At 63.2% G+C, this 18,816-nt stretch carries 13 protein-coding genes; 9 read left to right on the top strand and 4 right to left on the bottom strand.

Going from position 1 to position 18,816, the window contains the following annotated elements; all coding sequences use genetic code 11:
• Nucleotides 1–112: 112 nt before the first annotated feature.
• From EK416_RS05005 to EK416_RS04990, 4 genes are read left to right on the top strand one after another with little or no spacing between them, the layout of a single operon-like run.
• Nucleotides 113–2,866 carry a [protein-PII] uridylyltransferase gene (locus tag EK416_RS05005; RefSeq protein ID WP_127076411.1) on the top strand — a complete coding sequence of 918 codons (2,754 nt, stop codon included), beginning with the start codon at nucleotides 113–115 and terminating at the stop codon, nucleotides 2,864–2,866.
• 11 nt (nucleotides 2,867–2,877) lie between these two features.
• Nucleotides 2,878–3,435, top strand: a complete 558-nt coding sequence (locus EK416_RS05000; RefSeq protein WP_127076410.1) for an NUDIX hydrolase — start codon at nucleotides 2,878–2,880, stop codon at nucleotides 3,433–3,435.
• Complete coding sequence (rlmB, locus tag EK416_RS04995) at nucleotides 3,432–4,364, top strand: 23S rRNA (guanosine(2251)-2'-O)-methyltransferase RlmB (protein WP_127076409.1); 933 nt, start codon at nucleotides 3,432–3,434, stop codon at nucleotides 4,362–4,364. The genes EK416_RS05000 and rlmB overlap by 4 nt, the downstream gene beginning before the upstream one ends.
• On the top strand, nucleotides 4,361–4,717 hold the full coding sequence (locus EK416_RS04990) for an ArsC family reductase (RefSeq protein ID WP_127076408.1): 357 nt from the start codon (nucleotides 4,361–4,363) through the stop codon (nucleotides 4,715–4,717). Before rlmB ends, EK416_RS04990 begins: the two co-directional genes overlap by 4 nt.
• 337 nt (nucleotides 4,718–5,054) lie before the next feature.
• On the opposite strand, the gene EK416_RS04985 is transcribed toward EK416_RS04990, so the two are convergent.
• A complete protein-coding gene (locus tag EK416_RS04985; RefSeq protein WP_127076407.1) occupies nucleotides 5,055–5,243 on the bottom strand; it encodes a hypothetical protein in 189 nt (62 codons plus the stop codon).
• A gap of 567 nt (nucleotides 5,244–5,810) precedes the next feature.
• On the opposite strand from EK416_RS04985, the gene EK416_RS04980 reads away from it, so the two are divergent.
• Both EK416_RS04980 and EK416_RS04975 read left to right on the top strand, forming a co-directional pair.
• Entirely contained in the window at nucleotides 5,811–7,757 is a 1,947-nt protein-coding gene (locus EK416_RS04980; RefSeq protein WP_127076406.1) for a cation:proton antiporter domain-containing protein, read from the top strand.
• A gap of 128 nt (nucleotides 7,758–7,885) precedes the next feature.
• Nucleotides 7,886–8,590 carry a phosphatase PAP2 family protein gene (locus EK416_RS04975; protein WP_127076405.1) on the top strand — a complete coding sequence of 235 codons (705 nt, stop codon included), beginning with the start codon at nucleotides 7,886–7,888 and terminating at the stop codon, nucleotides 8,588–8,590.
• A gap of 45 nt (nucleotides 8,591–8,635) precedes the next feature.
• On the opposite strand, the gene EK416_RS04970 is transcribed toward EK416_RS04975, so the two are convergent.
• Nucleotides 8,636–9,466 (bottom strand): M15 family metallopeptidase, encoded by an 831-nt coding sequence (locus EK416_RS04970; protein WP_245433945.1) that lies wholly within the window; start codon nucleotides 9,464–9,466, stop codon nucleotides 8,636–8,638.
• A gap of 124 nt (nucleotides 9,467–9,590) precedes the next feature.
• Here EK416_RS04970 and EK416_RS04965 point away from each other — a divergent pair, with 124 nt between their 5' ends.
• The 3 genes from EK416_RS04965 (at nucleotide 9,591) to EK416_RS04955 (ending at nucleotide 14,131) form a co-directional block, all read left to right on the top strand.
• The gene (locus tag EK416_RS04965) at nucleotides 9,591–10,016 is read left to right on the top strand and encodes a hypothetical protein (RefSeq protein WP_127076404.1); all 426 of its coding nucleotides are present in this window, start codon (nucleotides 9,591–9,593) and stop codon (nucleotides 10,014–10,016) included.
• 362 nt (nucleotides 10,017–10,378) lie between these two features.
• Entirely contained in the window at nucleotides 10,379–12,136 is a 1,758-nt protein-coding gene (gene argS, locus EK416_RS04960) for an arginine--tRNA ligase (RefSeq protein ID WP_127076403.1), read from the top strand.
• 45 nt (nucleotides 12,137–12,181) lie between these two features.
• A complete protein-coding gene (locus EK416_RS04955) occupies nucleotides 12,182–14,131 on the top strand; it encodes an SPOR domain-containing protein (RefSeq protein WP_164729872.1) in 1,950 nt (649 codons plus the stop codon).
• A gap of 437 nt (nucleotides 14,132–14,568) precedes the next feature.
• Here the strand turns inward: EK416_RS04955 and rpoD are convergent, their stop codons facing one another.
• Nucleotides 14,569–16,644, bottom strand: a complete 2,076-nt coding sequence (gene rpoD / locus EK416_RS04950; RefSeq protein ID WP_127076401.1) for an RNA polymerase sigma factor RpoD — start codon at nucleotides 16,642–16,644, stop codon at nucleotides 14,569–14,571.
• A 258-nt stretch (nucleotides 16,645–16,902) separates the two neighbouring features.
• Nucleotides 16,903–18,786, bottom strand: a complete 1,884-nt coding sequence (gene dnaG, locus EK416_RS04945) for a DNA primase (RefSeq protein WP_127076400.1) — start codon at nucleotides 18,784–18,786, stop codon at nucleotides 16,903–16,905.
• Nucleotides 18,787–18,816: the final 30 nt, after the last annotated feature.

The raw sequence follows: 18,816 nt of genomic DNA, 5'->3' as shown, positions 1-18,816 counted from the left end.
TGCTGGCGGCGGGCGGGGGTCCGGCCGCCGCTTCTTCCGCTTCCGGCAATGAGACCATAGGCCGGAGCGGCGAACCGTTGTAAGGTGAGGGCACAAACGTGAAGCCTCGCCCATGGACCAGATCAGCATCGCCACGCCGCCCTTCTTCGATCCCGCCGAGTTGCGCGCGGAGCTTTCGGCCTATTGGAAGGAAAGCGCGGAAAATCCGGCGCAGATGCGCCCGCGCGTGGTGCGCCGCCTGAAGGAACTGAAGGCGACCGCGCAAGCCGAGGCCGAGGCGCTGCTGTTGCGCACGGGCGACGGGCGCGCCTGCGCGGCAGCGCTCGCGCTTTTCCAGGATGAACTGATCAAGCTCATCTACGATTTCTCGACGAAGCATCTCTATCGCGCGCGAAACCCTTCCGCCGCCGAACATATGGCGCTCGTCGCCACGGGCGGGTACGGGCGCGGCCTCATGGCCCCGAAATCGGACGTCGATCTCCTGTTCCTCCTTCCGTACAAGCAGACGGCGTGGGGCGAGAGCATCGTGGAGTCCGTGCTCTATTTCCTGTGGGATCTCGGTTACAAGGTCGGCCATGCCACCCGCACCGTCGACCAGACGCTGAAGGCCGCGCAATCCGACATGACGATCCGCACGGCGCTGCTCGATGCGCGGCTCATCCACGGCGAAGGCGCGCTTTTCGATGATATGTGGTCGCGCTTCATCGCCAACGTCGTCAGCGGCTCGAAGCGGGAGTTCATCGCGGCTAAGCTCGTCGAGCGCGAGGAGCGCCTGAAGCGCGCGGGCCAGTCGCGTTATCGCGTCGAGCCCAACATCAAGGAAGGCAAGGGCGGCCTTCGCGACCTGAACCTGCTGCACTGGCTCGCGGTCTACCTCAACCCGGCGCACAACGGCCAGAAGGCGGAAAACGCGATCTTCACGCATAGCGAGGTCGCCACCTTCAACCATTGCGAGGGCTTCCTCTGGACGATCCGCTGCCATCTGCATTTTCTCACCGGGAAGGCAGAAGAGCGGCTTTCTTTCGACGTGCAGCCGGACATGGCGCGGCGGCTCCGCTATCATGAAGGCCGTGGCCTGCTCGCCGTCGAGCGGTTCATGAAGCACTATTTTCTGATCGCGAAGGATGTCGGCGATCTCACGCGCACCGTCTGTTCGAGCCTCGAATTGCGGCAGTTGAAGAGCGTGCCGACGCTCAGCGACTTCGTCGGCGCGCTGCCATGGAGCCCGCAGGCCAAGATCGCCGCGACGACCGATTTCCGCCTCGACAACCGGCGTCTGAACGTCAAGCAGCCGGACGTCTTCCGAAAAGACCCGCTGAACCTGATCCGTTTCTTCATCGAGGCGGAGCGCGAAAACCTGCTGATGCATCCCGAAGCGCTGCGCCTCATCCGCGCGTCGATGAAGCTCATCGACGACGATTTCCGCAGGAACCGGGAGGCGAACCGCCTTTTTCTCGATCTTCTGACCTCGCGCGAGGCGCCGGAAAACTCGCTCCGCTACATGAACGAGTCGGGCGTGCTGGGCCGCTTCATCCCTGAGTTCGGCCGTTGCGTGGCGATGATGCAGTTCAACATGTATCATCACTATACGGTGGACGAGCACACGCTTCAGGCGATCGGCATCCTCTCGCGCATCGAGAAGGGGGAGTTCGGCAAGGAGCTTCCGCTCTCTACCGAAATCATCAACGACATCCAGAACCGCAACGCGCTCTATGTGGCGCTCCTGATGCACGACGTGGCGAAGGCGGTCGAAGGCGATCATTCCCTCGTCGGCGCCGACTGGGCCCGTTCGGTGGCGCTGCGCCTTGGTCTGTCGGCGGCTGAAGCCGAAACCGCCGCGTGGCTCGTCAGACATCATCTCGTCATGAGCCAGACGGCGCAAAGCCGCGATATCTCGGACCCGCAGACCATCCGCAACTTCGCGGACCTCGTGCAAAGCCCGGAGCGGCTGAAGCTGCTTTTGCTGCTTACCGTGGCCGACATTCGCGCGGTCGGCCCCGGTGTATGGAACGGCTGGAAAGGACAGCTTCTCCGCCAGCTTTATTACGATACGGAGCCGATCCTCGCCGGCGGCCATACGCGCGTGCCGCGTCAGGCTCGGATAGCCGCCGCCAAGGCAAGGCTCGGTGAGGTTCTGCGCGACTGGGACGCCGCCGATGTCGAGCACTTCATCCAGCGCCACGAATCCGACTACTGGGTGCGCACCGATCTCGAACGGCAGATCCTGCATGCGAACCTGATCCGCCGCTTCGAGACGGAAGCCGCGCCGCTTGTCTACGATGTGCGTTGCTGCGACATCGTCCGTCCGATCCCGGAGCTGACCTTCGTCACGGGCGATCACCCGCAACTTCTGATGCAATGCGCGGGAGCCTGTGCCGCCTCCGGCGCCAGCATCGCGTCGGCTCAGATCGCGACGACGCGCGACGGGCTGGCGCTCGACACGCTGCTGTTCCAGCGGAAGTTCGTCGACGACCACGAGGAAATTTCCCAGTGCGAGAAGATCGCGCGTTCGATCACGGATGTCGTGTCCGGCGCGCGGGTTCTGGATGAGGCGAGAGTTCGTTCGGTGCGCAAGATGCCGAAGGTGGACGCGTTCACCGTGCCCCCCGACATCGTGATCGACAACACGGCATCGCAGGAAACGACGGTGATCGAGGTGCATGCGCTCGATCGTCCCGGCCTTCTCTACGATCTCGCGCGCGGCTTCGACGAATTGGGCCTCGACATTGCGTCCGCGCATATCGCAACCTTCGGCGAAAAGGCGGTGGACGTATTCTACGTGACGGGGCCGGGCAAGCAGAAGGTGACGGACGAGGCGACCAAGAGCAGGATTCGCGCGCAGATTCTCGACCTTCTCGAAGAGTGAGGGCAGACACGATGCTCCATGCCGACGCGACGGCAGCACTCGCCGAATACGAAAGGCTCTTTCCCTGCGAGGCGCTTGAAGGCGTGCGGGATTTTCTCGCGCGCAATTCCGAGGACATTCTCAGGTCGAACCCGGCCGGGCACGTCACTGCGAGCGGCCTCGTCTTCGACGGCAGCGCGCTGCTCCTGATCCTTCACAAGAAATCGGGGCGGTTCCTTCAGCCGGGCGGCCATGTCGAGAGCGCGGACGCATCCATTTACGATGCCGCCAGGCGCGAAGTGCTGGAAGAAACGGGTCTTGCCGTGACATCGTCGCCGCTGTTTCCGGCGCGCGTGCCGTTCAACATCGATGTGCACATGATACCGGCGCGCCCCGACCGCGACCAGCGCGAACACTGGCATTATGACTTCCAATATCTGTTCGAGCCGGTTGGCCGGGACGTGCACATCGATGAAAGCGAGGTCGAAGCTTATCGGTGGGCGCCTCTCGATCATCCCTTCGCCGCGAGCGGGCTCATCGCTGCGGCCCCGAAACTGCAAAAGCTTCTATCGAAGAGGACGCTTACATGACGCGCATCGTCAAACCATCGAAACCGCGTCACGATGAAACGCGAAAGCAGGCTCGTGGCCCCGGAGCGAAGGAGGCGGGCGCCGGTTCGCGCGACACGGCACCGAAGCAGGAAGCGTGGGCTTTTTCCCGTTTCGGCGATGCGGGAAGAAATGCCCGGCCACAGAAATCCGCTGGCCAAAGCTTCGCAAGGCTCGCAGCGGGCGAGACGCTTTACGGCCTGCATTCGGTCGAAGCGGCGCTCGCGAACCCGAAACGGCGCATCCATCATGCATGGCTGACCGAGAACGCCGCCGCGCGACTGCGTCCGCTTCTTGACGCGCGCAAGATCGCCGCGACGCTCGCGCTGCCCGCCGACCTCGACGCGCTGACCGGACCGGGCGCGGTGCATCAGGGCGCGGTGCTTCATGTCGAACCGCTCGCTCAGCCCGGCCTCGACGATTTTCTCGACGCGCTCGACGACGCGCCCGCCACCGTCGTCATCCTCGATCAGGTCACGGACCCGCACAATGTCGGCGCGGTGATCCGCTCTGCGGCGGCGTTCGGCATCGGCGCGATGATCGTACAGGATCGACATTCTCCGCCTCTGACGGCCACGCTCGCGAAGTCCGCCTCCGGCGGGCTCGAACATGTGCCTGTGATCGAGGTGGTCAACCTGTCGCGTGTGCTCGAAAAGCTGAAGGAGCGCGACTTCCTCTGCATCGGCTTCGATTCCGAGGGCGCGCAGCGGTTTGATGCCGCGTTGGCGGGCGGGCGGCGCGTGGCGTTCGTTTTCGGCGCGGAGGACAGGGGGCTGCGCCGGCTTGTGCGCGAGAAGTGCGATGCGATTGCCGCGCTCGCCGCGCCCGGCCCGATCAAGAGCCTCAACATCTCGAACGCGGCCGCGATCGTGTTCCATGCGCGCGCGCTGGAACGGGGAGACGAAAAGTGACCATAACAGTTTACGGCATCAAGAACTGCTCGACCGTGAAGAAGGCGCGGGGCTGGCTCGAAGAGCGCGGCGTCGCCTATGCCTTCCACGACTACAAGACGGCTGCCGCGGACGAGGCGCTGGTGCGCCGCTTCGTCAAGGAGCATGGCTGGGAAACGCTCCTCAATCGCGCGGGCACGACGTTCCGAAAACTGCCCGAGTCGGAAAAGGAGAACATCGACGAGGAAAAGGCCGTCGCGCTGATGCTGGCGAACCCATCGATCATCAAGAGGCCGGTGCTCGACCTCGGCGACAGGACGCTCGTCGGGTTCAAGCCGGAGGTTTACGACGCGGCGTTTCCCGCGACGCACTGAGTTGCACTTTCGAGAAAAGCGCTTTGGCCGCTTAGGCGCCACGCGGGGCGCGCATCCCGGCAGAGGCGTAGGTTAGATCGGCTCGTGACGCGGGAAACCGATCAGACACCAGGAGTCACGCGCTGTCGTGCCGCGTCCGAATTGCCGCAGGACGCGGTTGAGGCGTCTGGAATGTCCGAAGCGGGTTCCGATGAGACGTGCCACAAGACAGAAAGGTAACGCGTCTTTTTTCCATAAAAGCGGATGCGTAAAAGCAGTCGCATGGAGCCCGAGACGGCACCGAAGAACGCGAGAGTAGAGGGGACGCGAGACGTCGTTGGCCACGAGTGGCGGGTTTTTATCGGCGTTGCTGGCGCTGCTCGTTTTGCGCCGCGGGTTCGCGCCCAAGCAGCCAATCGAGACTGACATCGAGAACGTCGGCGACGTAGCAGAGCCGGTAGAGCGGCAGATGGATCGCCGACACGGCAAGATCCTGCCCTGCCTCGGCGGGAAGTCCGGCGCGTTCGGCCACTTCCTCCGGCGGCATCCTTTTTGCCCGACACGCATAAGCGAATCTGGACGGAAAGACAGATAGGTTCGTCATCTCACGCTATACACTCGGTACGCCGGAAATCCGATCCGACATTTTTACCAGCCCGCGGTCACTCGCAGTGAGTCCCCACCAGGCATCAACTCTCTGATTCAACTCTACGTCTGTCATCGACGCCTGAGCCATTGCCCGCACGAGACGTAGCCCGGACGTCGGATACGCTTCAAAGGTTATCACCGTCTTAAGATTGTAACAATAGCTTCATACAAATGGTAGGTGAATCCGAAAGCGCTCGAATGGTTAACCACAGCCGCATTTTGTGCCTTTCGCGAAAGCTTCGTGACAGGAGCCGGGCTTAAGGAAAAGCCCACGTCTCCTGCGGCACGCGCGCTGTGCCTCGCACCAGACGCAGGCTTCTCGCCTCAACCTCCGACGGTCGATCTGCCGGGCAACTGAATCCAGAAAACGCGGGCCGATCCGGGTTGGCAGCGGCAATGTTTCCTGCCTTAATGGCTACAGACAGTCGCGCAGGCCATCCGCTGCGGTTCCCCTGAAAAAAGAGCGATGGACGGAAAACTCCTTATTCAGCTTGTTGTGTTCCTGGGAGTCGCCGCGTTGGCTGCGCCTCTCGCGCGCATGCTCAAGCTCGGCTCCATTCTTGGCTATTTGTTGGCGGGCGCCTTCATCGGCCCCTACGGCATAGGCTACATGTTGGGTTATTCGACGAACGACGCCGAGATGTTGCGTCATATCGCCGAACTCGGTGTGGCCATGTTCCTGTTTCTCATCGGCCTCGAATTGCGTCTCAAACGCCTTTGGAAGATGCGCGAAGGTGTGTTCGGGGCGGGGTCGGCGCAATTCGTGGTCACGGGCGTCCTGCTCGTCGTGCTGATCTGGGGCATCAATCCGAGCACCGATCTTTCCTTCTCGGAAGCGATGCTTGTCGGGCTCACGCTTGCGCTGTCCTCCACCGTGCTCGCGCTGCAAACCCTGGAAGAGAAGGGCGAACTCACGACGCGGCACGGCCGCCTCGCCTTCTCGGTGCTGCTGTTTCAGGATATCGCCGCGATCCCGCTCCTCGTTGCGGTGCCGCTCCTCGCCGTCAAGGCATCTTCGCCGGAACTTCTCACCGTGGCGGGCGTGGTGAAGATCTTCGCGGCCATCGCGCTGATCATCGTGGCCGGGCGGTATGTGTTGGACCGGCTCTATCACCTGCTCGCCCTGACGCAGGTGCGCGAGGCGATGATCGCCGCGTCGTTGCTGACGGTGGCGGCGGTTTCGCTCCTCATGACATCCATCGGGCTGTCTGCTTCGCTCGGCGCGTTCCTCGCGGGCGTGCTGTTGGCCGATTCGCACTTTCGTCATCAGCTCGAAGCCGACATCAAGCCGTTCGAGATGCTGCTGCTCGCGCTGTTCTTCACGTCCATCGGCATGGCGCTCGATTATCATGCGCTGTTGCGCCAGCCCTTCCTGATCGCCGCGGCGGTGATCACGCTCGTGGCTGTGAAATTCGCGGTTCTTTATGCGGTCGGACGCTGGCAGCGGCTGAATAGGCCGTCCGCCCGGCGGTTCGCGATTGTAGCCTCGCAGGGCGGCGAATTCGCCTTCGTGGTGTTCGCCAGCGCCGAGCAGGGGGGCGTGCTGACTTCCGCGCTGGCGTCCTCGCTCGGGATCATCGTGACGTTGTCGATGATGACGACGCCGCTGCTTCTTGCGCTCGACGACTTTCTTCGCAAACGCACGGTCAAGGCGGAACCCCTTTACGACGACCTCCCCGCAACCGCCGGGCATGTGGTGATCGCAGGTTTCGGCCGCGTCGGGCAGGTGGTGGCGCGCGTGCTCACCGCGAAGGGCATTCCCTTCACAGCGCTCGACGCCGATCCCGATCAGGTTCAGCTTGTGGGCCAGTTCGGCAACAAGAGCTATTTCGGCGATGCGAGCCGCCTCGCCATTCTGGAAGCGGCGGAAGTCGGCAAGGCGCGGGCCTTCGTGCTGGCCATAGACGACGTGGAAAGCTCGCTCAAGGCGGCGCAGCTCGTGAAGGCCTATTTCCCGCATGTGCCCATCTATGCGCGCGCGAGAAACCGTCGCCATGTCCATCAGCTCATGGATCTTGGCGTTGAAAACATCGAGCGCGAAGCCTTCTATTCGACGCTTGAAATCACCCGCGATCTCCTGCGCGGTCTCGGCCTTTCGGAAGGCGAGATCCGTTTCACCATCGAGACATTTCGCGAGCACGACGAGGCGCGGCTCTACGAGGACTACGCGCATTATACCGACGTGGAGAGGATGGCCGCGCTTGCCATGCAGCGATCGGAGGAGCTTGCGCAGCTTCTCGCGCAGGATTGGGAGAAGGCCGCCGAACGCACGAAGCGCGCGGAGGAGAAGAAGCGGGCCGACGAGAAGAAACGGCAGGACGACAAGAAGGCCGAAGAGAAAAAGAAGGCCGAGGCCAAGGCCAAGGCGAGTACGCTCGCCGAGGGCAAGCCCGTGACATCGCCTCCGGCTTGACGACGCAAGGCGCGGCTCCTCGCGGCCGCAGCATGCGTGCATGCGGGAGCTTCCGAACCGTTGGAGCATTTACCTCCCGGAAGAGCGCTCGGGCGATAATGCCCACCTTCGCATCACCCGGAGACCGGATGACATCAACCCTTCGAGATCCCGCGTACCCTCCACGGCGTGAACCGGCGGAGCCGCCGCGCGTAGCACCTCTCGTTGCGGCAAGTGCCCTGTTTGCGTTGTTCGCAGGCATATCGGCGGCGATCTACAGCGGCAGTCTGGTCGATTTCGATCGGGGTCTGCTTCTTGCGCTGCGAGACCCGCTGAACCCCGCCGACGCACTTGGTCCGCGCTGGCTTGCGATTGGCGCGCGCGATGTCACGGCGCTCGGATCGACGGTGGTGCTGTCGCTCGCGACCGTCGTGGCGCTGGCCTATTTCGCGCTCGAACGGCGATGGGGTAACTTCGCGCTCGTGTTCGTCGCCATCGTCGGCGGCACGCTCGTCAACAATTCGCTGAAGGCGCTCGTGCAGCGGGCCCGTCCCGACTTCGTCGCGGAGATCGTCGAGACCTCGACCTACAGCTTTCCGAGCGGCCATGCGTTCATGTCGGCCGTAACCTTCCTGGTCCTTGGCGCGCTCATGGCCCGCGCGCGGCCCGATGCGCTTGGAAGAGCTTTTGTCTTTGCCGTCGCAGTCGCGCTGATGTTTCTGGTCGGCGTCAGCCGCGTCTATCTCGGGATGCACTGGCCGTCGGACGTGCTCGCCGGATGGTGTGCGGGCGCGAGCTGGGCGCTTTTGTGCTGGGCCGCCGCCGACCGGTTCGAAAAGCGCGCGCGGCCTTGAGACGCTGCGCTTGCACCGAGCGCCGGGGAAGCGAACCGCTGCCGTCTATTGCTGCGGGCGGGACGTGATCGGAAAATCGTGGCTTCGGCGGTTCGCTGCGCGGGCGAGGCTGAAATGCCACCACTCCGCGGGATAGTTCGTGAAGCCCGCGCGCTCCATCAACGTGACGAGGAGATCCCGTGACCGCCGCTGCTCCGGCGTCAGGCCGGGAAAGGCCGTGTTGGACGCGCGGTCGAAGCAGTCGAACGACGTGCCCATGTCAAGCTCGCCCGGCCCCAGTTTCCCGAGCGCCACAGCATTTGCAGTATTCCCGAGCTTGTCTTTCGAATCATCAGCCTGGGCTGCTGGCGCATGGGGTGGCGCGGTACAGGTGTCGCGCACAAGCGGCGGGCGGTCGCCCGCGCCCTGCCGCACAAGGGTGAGATCCACCGCAAGCCCCGTCGAATGCGAGGACTGCGAAGCGATGTAATGCGGCACGAGCGCGTCTTTCGACAGATGCGGATACTGGCTCTTTGTGCGCCCGTCTTCCCGCGCTCGCGCCCAGGCCCCGAATGCCCTCACCGCGCGTTCCGGGCGATAGCAATCGAACACCTTGAGCGAGAGGCCAAGCGCCTGAGCCGAGCGCTGGGCCCGCTTCAGCGCTTCGGCGGCGTCGCGCCGCAGCACGCATTCGCCCGCCTCGTAACCGGGGACAGGGGCGCCTGTGAAATTGTTCAGCCCAGCATAGCGCATGTCCTGCTCGATATCGGGCGCGACATCGCGAAGATAAACGAAACCGTCCGGGAGATCGGCGCGCGCGGGCACCGGCGTAAGCCCTGCCACAACAAGGAAGAGCGCCAACGCAAAGCTTCGCCGATCCATTTCTCCGCCTCTCACGACTTCCTCGCGAAATTGTTTGTCGTAATCCGTAAATTCACGGCTAAGAACGCGAACTGAAAATCTGCTTTTGTGTCTGCTTCCGTTATAGGATGACGGAATGGGAAACCGAGGAGGACATCCCGTGGCCGAAGAATGGCTTTATCAAATTCGCGTCGGGCTCAGCGATCAGGCCGCCAGCCTCCTCAACGTCGATCCGCAAAACAGCGTGTTGCAGCTCTTGACCGAGGTCCTTCACAAGCATCACGCCGCAGCGATAACCGTTTACGATGCCTTCTCCGGCTATGTCAGCGAGGCGGAACAGCAGGGCGTGGAGCGCTATCCGCTCTATGCCTGGACGAAGGCCGCGCTGGACGATCCCGCCAAACGCGAGAAATTTGCGAAATTGTGCACGCTGCACGTGAACGGCGACGAGGTTTATGAAAAGGAGGTTGCCGACGCGCTCGAAGCGGATCTGCTGCCGCTCGTGGAGGGGGGCGTGCTGACCCGCGTGACGAAGCACGACTCGAACCCGGCGAACAATCCGCAGCCGCCCGCGCGTTTCCGGTAAGCCTCGCGCCCGAGCCCGAGGCTTTGCTGCGTTCGAGGCGAGCGGCGGCAGGGCCCTCGTCCCGTACGGCAGTTACTGTGTCGCGACTGTGAAAAGCCTGCCTTTCAAGGAGGAACCCGAGCTGGACTGCGCGAGTCTCGCGCGTTCAAGTATGAACGCTGCGATGTTGGGGCAGGGGACTGCCGCACGTACGGCGACCAATGCTGGTAAACCAGGAAGTCTGGATTGAGGTTCGTGACAAGCGGATGCCTTGCCGGGGCCGCGCGCACTTTTTCTTCGCGTCTTGTTTTTCTTTGCTTGAGGGGGCTGCTTTTCGAGGCGACGGGATTGCGCGGCATGCGCCATTTCGCCTATGAGAAGGCATGAACATTTTCCTGAATTTCGAAACGCGAATTCGCGGCATCCTGCGCGAGATGCAGGCCGAAGGCGCGCTCCCCGAGGATGCGAAGCTCGACAGTTTCGTGGTCGAGCCGCCGCGTCAGGCGACCCATGGCGACCTCGCGACCAACGCGGCGATGGTGCTGGCGAAGCCCGCCCGACAGAACCCGAAGGCGCTCGCGGAAGTCATCGCCGCGAAGCTCGCCCGCGACCCGGACATCGAGAGAGTCGATATCGCCGGGCCCGGCTTCATCAACCTCACGCTGAAACCGGCGATATGGGGCGACGTGCTGCGCGCGGTGCTCACGCAAGGGCCGGATTACGGACGCGGCACGCTCGGAGCGGGCCAGCCCGTCAATGTGGAGTACGTTTCCGCAAATCCGACCGGCCCGATGCACGTCGGTCATACGCGCGGCGCTGTGTTCGGCGATGCGCTGGCGAGCCTTCTCGACTTCGCGGGCTTCAAGCCGACGCGCGAATATTACATCAACGACGCGGGCGCGCAGGTCGACGTTCTCGCCCGGTCAGCGCATCTGCGCTATCGCGAGGCGCTCGGCGAAGACATAGGCGAAATCCCGGCGGGCCTTTATCCCGGCGATTACCTGAAGCCCGTCGGCGCCGCACTCGTCAGGGAGTTCGGCGACACGCTCAAGGGCGATGAGGCCGAATGGCTGCCGAAGGTGCGCGAGCGCACCATCGCGGCGATGCTCGACATGATCCGCGACGATCTCGCCTCGCTCGGCATCGCGCACGAGGTTTTTTTCTCGGAGCGGTCGCTCACCGCGGACGGCGATGACAAGATCGCCGAGACCATCGAGTTTCTGCGTGCAAAGGGCCTCATCTACGAAGGCCGCCTCGCGCCGCCCAAGGGCAAGCTGCCTGACGATTGGGAAGACCGCGAGCAGACGTTGTTCCGCGCGACCGATTTCGGCGACGACGTTGACCGCGCGCTGAAGAAGTCGGACGGCTCCTATACCTATTTCGCAGCCGACATGGCCTACCACAAGACGAAGATCGAGCGTGGCTTCAGGACGCTCATCAACGTGCTTGGCGCGGATCACGGCGGCTACATCAAGCGCCTCACGGCGGCGGTGAAGGCGCTGTCGGGCGGCGAGGCGCAGGTCGACGTCAAGATTTGCCAGCTCGTGCGTCTGTTTCGCGGCGGGGAGCCGGTGAAGATGTCGAAGCGCGCCGGCTCGTTCGTGACGCTGCGCGAGGTGGTGGACGAGGTCGGCGCGGGGCCGGTGCGGTTCATCATGCTCACGCGCAAGAACGATGCGACGCTGGACTTCGACTTCGAGAAGGTGCTCGAACAGTCGAACGATAATCCGGTGTTCTATGTGCAATATGCCCATGCGCGCGCCTCATCGGTTCTCGGCAAGGCGCATGAGGGCTTCCCGGATATGGACCTTTCGACCGATTCGCTTGCCAAGGCGGACTTTTCGCTGCTTGTCGACGATGCAGAGGTTGCGCTCGTGAAGAAGCTCGCGGAATATCCACGGCTTGTTGAGCAGGCCGCGCAAGCCCATGAACCTCACCGCGTGGCATTCTATGCGCATGAAATTGCTGCGTTATTCCATAGTCTCTGGGCGCGAGGCAAAGAACTGCCACATTTGCGTTTCATGGTTCCCGCAAGCTCGGACATTACAATGGCGCGCATGGCGCTTATAACAGGGACCGCGCTAGTATTGCGCTCTTCTTTGAAGTTGCTCGGTGTAGAAGCAATTTCAGAAATGCGTTAGTCCTGCCCCGGTCCGTGAATAGCGAATATGGAGGACAATCGTTCGATGTCTACGAATGACGATTCGGCATCGCGGCGCGGACGGAGTCCTGTCGAGGGAGAAAGGCGAAACCCCGCACAGGAACGCGACGAGAGATGGGAGCAATCGTCTTCGCGCGATCCGGCTTCCGTCGGGTATCCCGAGCAGCGCGGTCGCGAGCCGCAGCGTCCGGCCTTTTCCAATTTCAGCCGCCACGCTTACGAGCAGCCGCGTCAGGTTCCGCAGCCTCCCGTCCAGCCGCCGTTCCCGTCGCGGAGCGAGCCGCCCCGGTTCTCCGATCAGGGTCCCGCGAGCTATGTGCCGCCGCCCTCGCCCTACGCGCCGGAGCCCGGCCCGATCGACTATCGCAGGGATTCCAGCGACGATCTTTTCGTGAGGGATACCCCGCAGTTCGATATCCCCCCTTTCCCGGCGAAAGGGCCCTCGTATCAAGACGACCTTTACGAGCAGCCCGTGCAGCGTCAGCAGGATCCTTACGCGAATCTGCCGGTTCGTCAGGCTCCGCCCGCACCGCAGGCCCCGGCCGCGCGTCAGGATGATGCGGCCTATTACCAGCGCGAGGTCCGCTCGCCGCTCGACGACTACGATCAGGGTTTCGCTTCGCAGGAAAGGCAGGCGTCACGCTTTTATTTGCCCGAGGAACAGCCGCAAGCGCAGCCGCCCTTGCCGCCTCGGAGCCCCCAGCCGGATCGCGGTTTCTCGTCGCAGCCGGATCGCGGCTACGCAGTGCAACCGCCGAAAGCTCCGGTCGACCGCGGCTATGCTCCGCAGCTGCCGCAGCAGAGCGCTCCGGTCGATCGTGGCTACGCTCCCCAGCAACCTCAGGGCTTCGCTCAAAACGCCTACGCCCCGCAGGATGATTACGGCGCGCGCTTTCCCGCTCAGGGCGGATGGGCCGACGACGCGGCTCCGCATGGCGACGACCTCAGCCGTCATAATCCTCACGCGGACGAACTCGACGAGGATTTCTTCGCAGACGAGGACGAACTCGAACAGGATCTCGGGCCCCAGCGCAAACGCAGCCGCAAGCTCTTTGTCGCGGCCGCGCTTGTCGGTGCGATCACGGTCGGCGGCGGCGGAGCGTATCTTTACAAGTCTATGAGCGGTCCGGTGGATGAGGCCGGCGTCATCCGTGCAGATAATCGGCCGCTGAAGGCCGCGCCGGAAAACCCCGGCGGAAAGCAGTTCCCCAACGGCGAAAAGACGATCTACGACCGGCTCACGCCGGACGGCCAGCAAGTGCAGGCGGCTTTCGCGGCTCCGGCTTCCGCGCCCGCTCCGCAAAGCTATGCTTCGGCATCGGCCGCGAGCGGCGGTCAGCCGAATTCGCTTGAGGACCGCATAGACGAGGCTTTGCGAAAGGCCCAGCGCACCGGTGATGCGCCCCAGCCGTCCGGGCCCGTCGCACGCGGTCCAGATCTCCCCACGGTGGTGCGGAGCGAGGTCTACCGCCCGGATGGTACGCGCGTCGATACGAACCGGGCTCCGGCACCCAGCATAGCCAGCGCGGCGAACGGCGAGTTGCCGCCCCCGTTTGGCAATGGACCCTCCACATTCCCGGCCACTCAGGCCGTGCCGTCTCCGGCTCCGGCGGTTCAGCCGTTCCGAACCGGTGCCGTGCCCTCGGCTCCCGCGCCCGTCACCAGGTCGGCCTCGCTGACGCCGGCGGAGCCTGCGACGGCATACGCCACACCGGCGCCGGCGGGCAGTTTCTGGGTGTCGTTGAAATCCGCGCCCGACGAAAAGGCGATCCAGCGCGATATTCCGATCCTGACCGACAAATACAAGGGAGCGCTCGGCGCCGTGCCGGTGCAGGCGAAGATCGCCGACCTCGGTTCCAAGGGCGTTACTTTCCGCGCCGTGGCGGGACCGCTCGGCACGCGTCAGGAAGCCCTCGATCTGTGCCAGAGGATCAAGGGCGTCGGCGGCGACAAGGCCTGCTTCGTAACGAACTAGTGGTCCGATTCTGACATTTGCACCCCGTTTGCAGGGCGCTTGCGAAGGCGCGGAAGAACGGGCGCGCCGCTCGCACGCGAGGCCCGGATCGCCCCTGCGCGTCGAGTTTCGCGCGCGCCTTTGATGAAAGGCGCGCTGTAGATTACGCTCGGAAAAGCGAGAAACGGATCGTCACGCGTAAAATGTGTGCGGTCCGATGCCCTATGCTACGAGTGTGAGCGGCTTCCCGGAACCGACCCCGATTTAACGCAGGCTAATCTGGGCGCGATCTACCCGAATCGACTCGATCGGTCGAACGGGGCATCCGAGCCGCTTTCGTTCGACCCTTATGGGTGGCGTCAAACTCTCCCATAACAAAAGGGCCGGCAAGGATGCCAGCCCTTTTCATCTATGGTGCCTTGATTAAACGTCTCGAAGCTGCCAGAGCTTGCGGCTTTCTAGTTATCCAGGAAGCTTCTCAGCTTCCTCGAACGGCTCGGGTGCTTCAGCTTGCGCAGCGCCTTCGCCTCGATCTGGCGGATGCGTTCGCGCGTCACCGAGAACTGCTGGCCGACCTCTTCCAGCGTGTGGTCGGTGTTCATGCCGATACCGAAACGCATGCGCAGCACGCGCTCCTCTCGCGGCGTCAGCGAGGCCAGAACGCGCGTTGTCGTTTCGCGCAGGTTCGACTGAATCGCGGCGTCGATCGGCAGGATCGCATTCTTGTCCTCGATGAAATCGCCAAGGTGGCTGTCTTCCTCATCGCCGATGGGTGTTTCGAGGCTGATCGGTTCCTTCGCGATCTTGAGTACTTTCCGCACCTTTTCCAGCGGCATGGAAAGCTTCTCGGCCAGTTCTTCCGGCGTCGGTTCGCGGCCGATCTCGTGCATCATCTGGCGCGACGTGCGGACGATCTTGTTGATCGTCTCGATCATGTGCACCGGAATACGGATGGTCCGCGCCTGATCCGCGATCGAGCGCGTGATCGCCTGCCGTATCCACCACGTGGCGTAGGTCGAGAACTTGTAGCCGCGGCGGTATTCGAATTTATCGACCGCCTTCATCAGGCCGATATTGCCTTCCTGAATAAGGTCGAGGAATTGCAGACCGCGATTGGTGTATTTCTTGGCGATGGAGATCACGAGGCGAAGGTTTGCCTCGACCATCTCCTTCTTCGCCTGCCGGGCTTCGCGTTCGCCCTTTTGCACAATCTTTACGATACGGCGGAATTCGGCGATATCCAGTCCGGTTTCGGTGGCAAGCGCGTAGATTTCCTGACGGATTTCATCGATGCGCTGGCGCTCCTTCTCTACGAACTTCTGCCAGCCCTTGCCTTTCAGGGTGCCGATGCGGTCGATCCAGTTCGGATCGAGTTCGCTGCCCTGATAGTAGGACAGAAATTCGTCGCGGCGGACGCCGAACCCGTCGGCGAGGCGCAGGAGCCGGCCTTCGTAGCCGATCAGGCGCTTGTTGATGTCGTAAAGCTGTTCGACAAGCGATTCGATACGCGCAGGGTTGAGCGAAAGGCTCTTCACGTCCTGAATAACCGCGTCGCGCAGCTTCCGGGAGCGCTTTTCCTGCTGCGGCGACAAGGCGTCGTCGGCGAGTTTGCGCTCGACATGCTGATCCTGAAGCTTGCGGAGCTTCTTGTATTCGGTTGCGATCCGATCGAAGGTTTCGAGAACCTTCGGCTTGAGTTCGGCTTCCATCGCCGCGAGCGACAGGCTGTTTTCGAGGTCGTCGTCCTCGTCCTCGCCACGGAACTCGGTGGCTTCACCTTCGGGGCCGATGGCGTCGCCATCCCCGCCTCGCGCCGCGTGACCGTTCGCGCCATTAAGGCCGCCTACGCCGTTTGAGGCAGGGCGGGCGCTGCTTGCGGGTTGCGGTTGCGGACGCTCCTCGGGCTCGTATTCTTCTTCGGAACCGTCGCCCTCCTCGGAACGCGAGAACGGGCCGGAATAGGTCGCTTCGAGGTCGATGATGTCCCGGAGGAGAATTTTCCCCTCGTTCAACTCGTCACGCCAGATGATGATGGCCTGGAACGTCAGCGGGCTTTCGCAAAGACCGCCGATCATGGCTTCGCGGCCCGCCTCGATGCGCTTCGCGATGGCGATTTCGCCCTCGCGCGACAGAAGTTCGACGGAGCCCATCTCGCGCAGATACATGCGCACCGGGTCGTCCGTGCGTTCGCCAACCTCGCTGGAGCGCTCTTGCTTGACGGGCAGATTGGCTGGCGTGGCCCGATCGTCTTCGTCGTCGTCGAGATGCTCGGCGGAGGCTTCCTCCACCTCTTCCGCGTCGACGACGTTGATGCCGAGGTCCGAGAACATCGTCATGATGTCCTCGATCTGGTCCGGGGACACATCCTCGGGCGGCATGACTTCGTTGATCTCGTCGTAGGTGACGTAACCGCGTGCCTTTGCGGTTTTGATCAGGCGTTTTACGGCGGCATCCAAAAGATCAAGAACCGGGCTGTCCGTGGATTCGGACGCTTGCGTCTCCTGGTCCTCGTTTTTTGTCGTCGCTGTTGCCATCATGCGCTCCAGAAATGCCGGGAAACGGGGCTCGCAAGGGGATGCCACCCCGTCAGGGTAGTCAATTCTCGTTGTGTACGTTCAAGACGTATAGCGGCGCTCGCTGGAGAGCCTGCGATCCAGGATCATCGAACCACTTGCAGAAATACGTGGCTGTGCTTAATGCGCCGTTACCCATGAAGCTCGTTTTCCGCCCTGCCACGCGCCTCATATATTATCTGGTGAATGTTTGTGCCGCTCGCAATATAGGCGAGTTGATTAAGACGACACAATTTCAACCTGTTGTTTCACGGCAATGAGCCGAACCGCATTTTCGTCGGACTGGTCGCTCATCCACTCATTCTCCGCCTCCAGCAGCGAACTCGGAACGCCTGCCTTGTCATGAAGCATCATGACATGACGCCAGCCCTCCTGGACCTGCTCTCTTTCTGCATCCGGCGCGAAATGTGGATCAGCCTTGCAAGCGCACGCCTTATCTAGGCGCTCAAGCTCCGCCTCATAGCCCTCCTTTGAGAGGTGCTCTAACAATTTTTTGTTGTCAAGCGATTCATCAATCTGATGCACGGTTAACACAGCGTCGCGGAGACGGTTGCAATCCGCATCCACAAACGGAATCCGAGCGATCTCCTCCATATGCTCATCGATCAGCCACGGATGGGTGAGAATGGCGCCGATGATGACGGCTTCCCTGGGCGCGGTGACGGGCGCTGCCGCCTGCGCCAGCGGGCTGGACAGAAGCTCGCTCGTGCGCTGCGGAAGCATGGAGCGGCCGGCGGCCGCAGGGCGCTGCTTGCGGGCGCCGCCGGTCGGCGCGAGCATGGAGCGGGTGCGCCAGCCCTCGGCATCGGCGCGCGGACGCGGCAGACCGCCGCTTTTGTGGCCGATGCCGCGAAGCCGCTCCCGGAACCCGGCCAGATAATGAAAGCGAAGGCTCTTGTGCTCGATCTTCTGCGCGGCCTCGGTGAGTCGCGCCTCGAAGCTCGCGCGCTGTTCGGGCGTGTCGAGGGCGTGCTTTTCGGCCTCGCGCGACCAGAGCACGTCGATAAAGGGCAGCGGTTCGGCCAGAAGCTTCGCCAGCGCGTCCCGAGCGCCGCTCGACACCATGTCGTCCGGGTCGCGGCCTTCGGGCAGGAAGGCGAATTGCAGCGAGCGGCCCGGTTCGAGGAACGGAAGTGCGGTGTCGAGCGCGCGATGGGCGGCCTTGCGGCCCGCCGCGTCGCCGTCGAAGCAGAGCGTCGGAAGCGGCGACATCGCCCATAGAAGTCGAAGCTGATCGGCGGTGAGCGCGGTGCCGAGCGGCGCGACCGCGTTCGCGAAGCCGGCGCGGGCCAATGCGATCACGTCCATGTAGCCTTCGGCCAGGATCACGGCGCGCCCGGCCTTCGACGCATCGCGCGCGGTGGCATGATTGAAGAGCACATGGCCCTTGTGGAAGAGCAAAGTCTCGGGGGAGTTCAGGTATTTCGGCTGCTGATCGGGTTGCAGCGCACGACCGCCGAACGCGATGACGCGGCGTTTTGCATCAGTGATCGGGAAAATGAGGCGGCCGCGAAAACGGTCGTAGGGAGCCGGAATATCGTCGCCGTGAATGAGAAGCCCGGCGTCCTGCATCTCCGCGAGCGTAAAGCCCTTGGCCGAAAGATGCTGCTTCAGGCGGGTCTTTGAGTCAGGCGCGAAACCGAGCCGAAATGCGGCGCTCTCCGTCGCGCCGACGCCGCGCTTTTCGAGATAGGCGCGAGCTGCCGTCCCGTCGAGGCTCGACAGCACCACCTCGAAGAATCGGCATGCCTCTTCCAGCGCCGCGCGCACGCGGTTTTCGTGGCTCTCCCTCACCGCGTCCACGGGCTCGGGTTCCGGAAGCATAACGCCCGCTTCGGCCGCGAGCCGCTCCACCGCTTCGGGGAAGGAGAGACCTTCGACCTTCATCAGGAATGTGAAGATGTCGCCATGCTCACCTGTCGCAAAGCAGTGGTAGAAGCCCTTGTGGTCGTTCACCGTGAAGGAAGGCGAGCGCTCGGTCTTGAACGGAGACAAGCCGATATATTCGCGGCCCTGCCGCTTCAGCTTCACGCGCCGCTCCACGACGCGGCTGACGGGCAAGCGGCTTCGGATTTCATCGAGCAGGTCGGGCGGATAACGCATGCTGGCTAGGGGTTCGATCCCAACATTTGC

The sequence above is a fragment of the Rhodomicrobium lacus genome, from assembly GCF_003992725.1.
Taxonomy (GTDB): Bacteria; Pseudomonadota; Alphaproteobacteria; order Rhizobiales; family Rhodomicrobiaceae; genus Rhodomicrobium; species Rhodomicrobium lacus.
The sequence above is the reverse complement of the archived record's forward strand: the minus strand, read 5'-3'. Positions and strand labels throughout refer to the sequence as shown.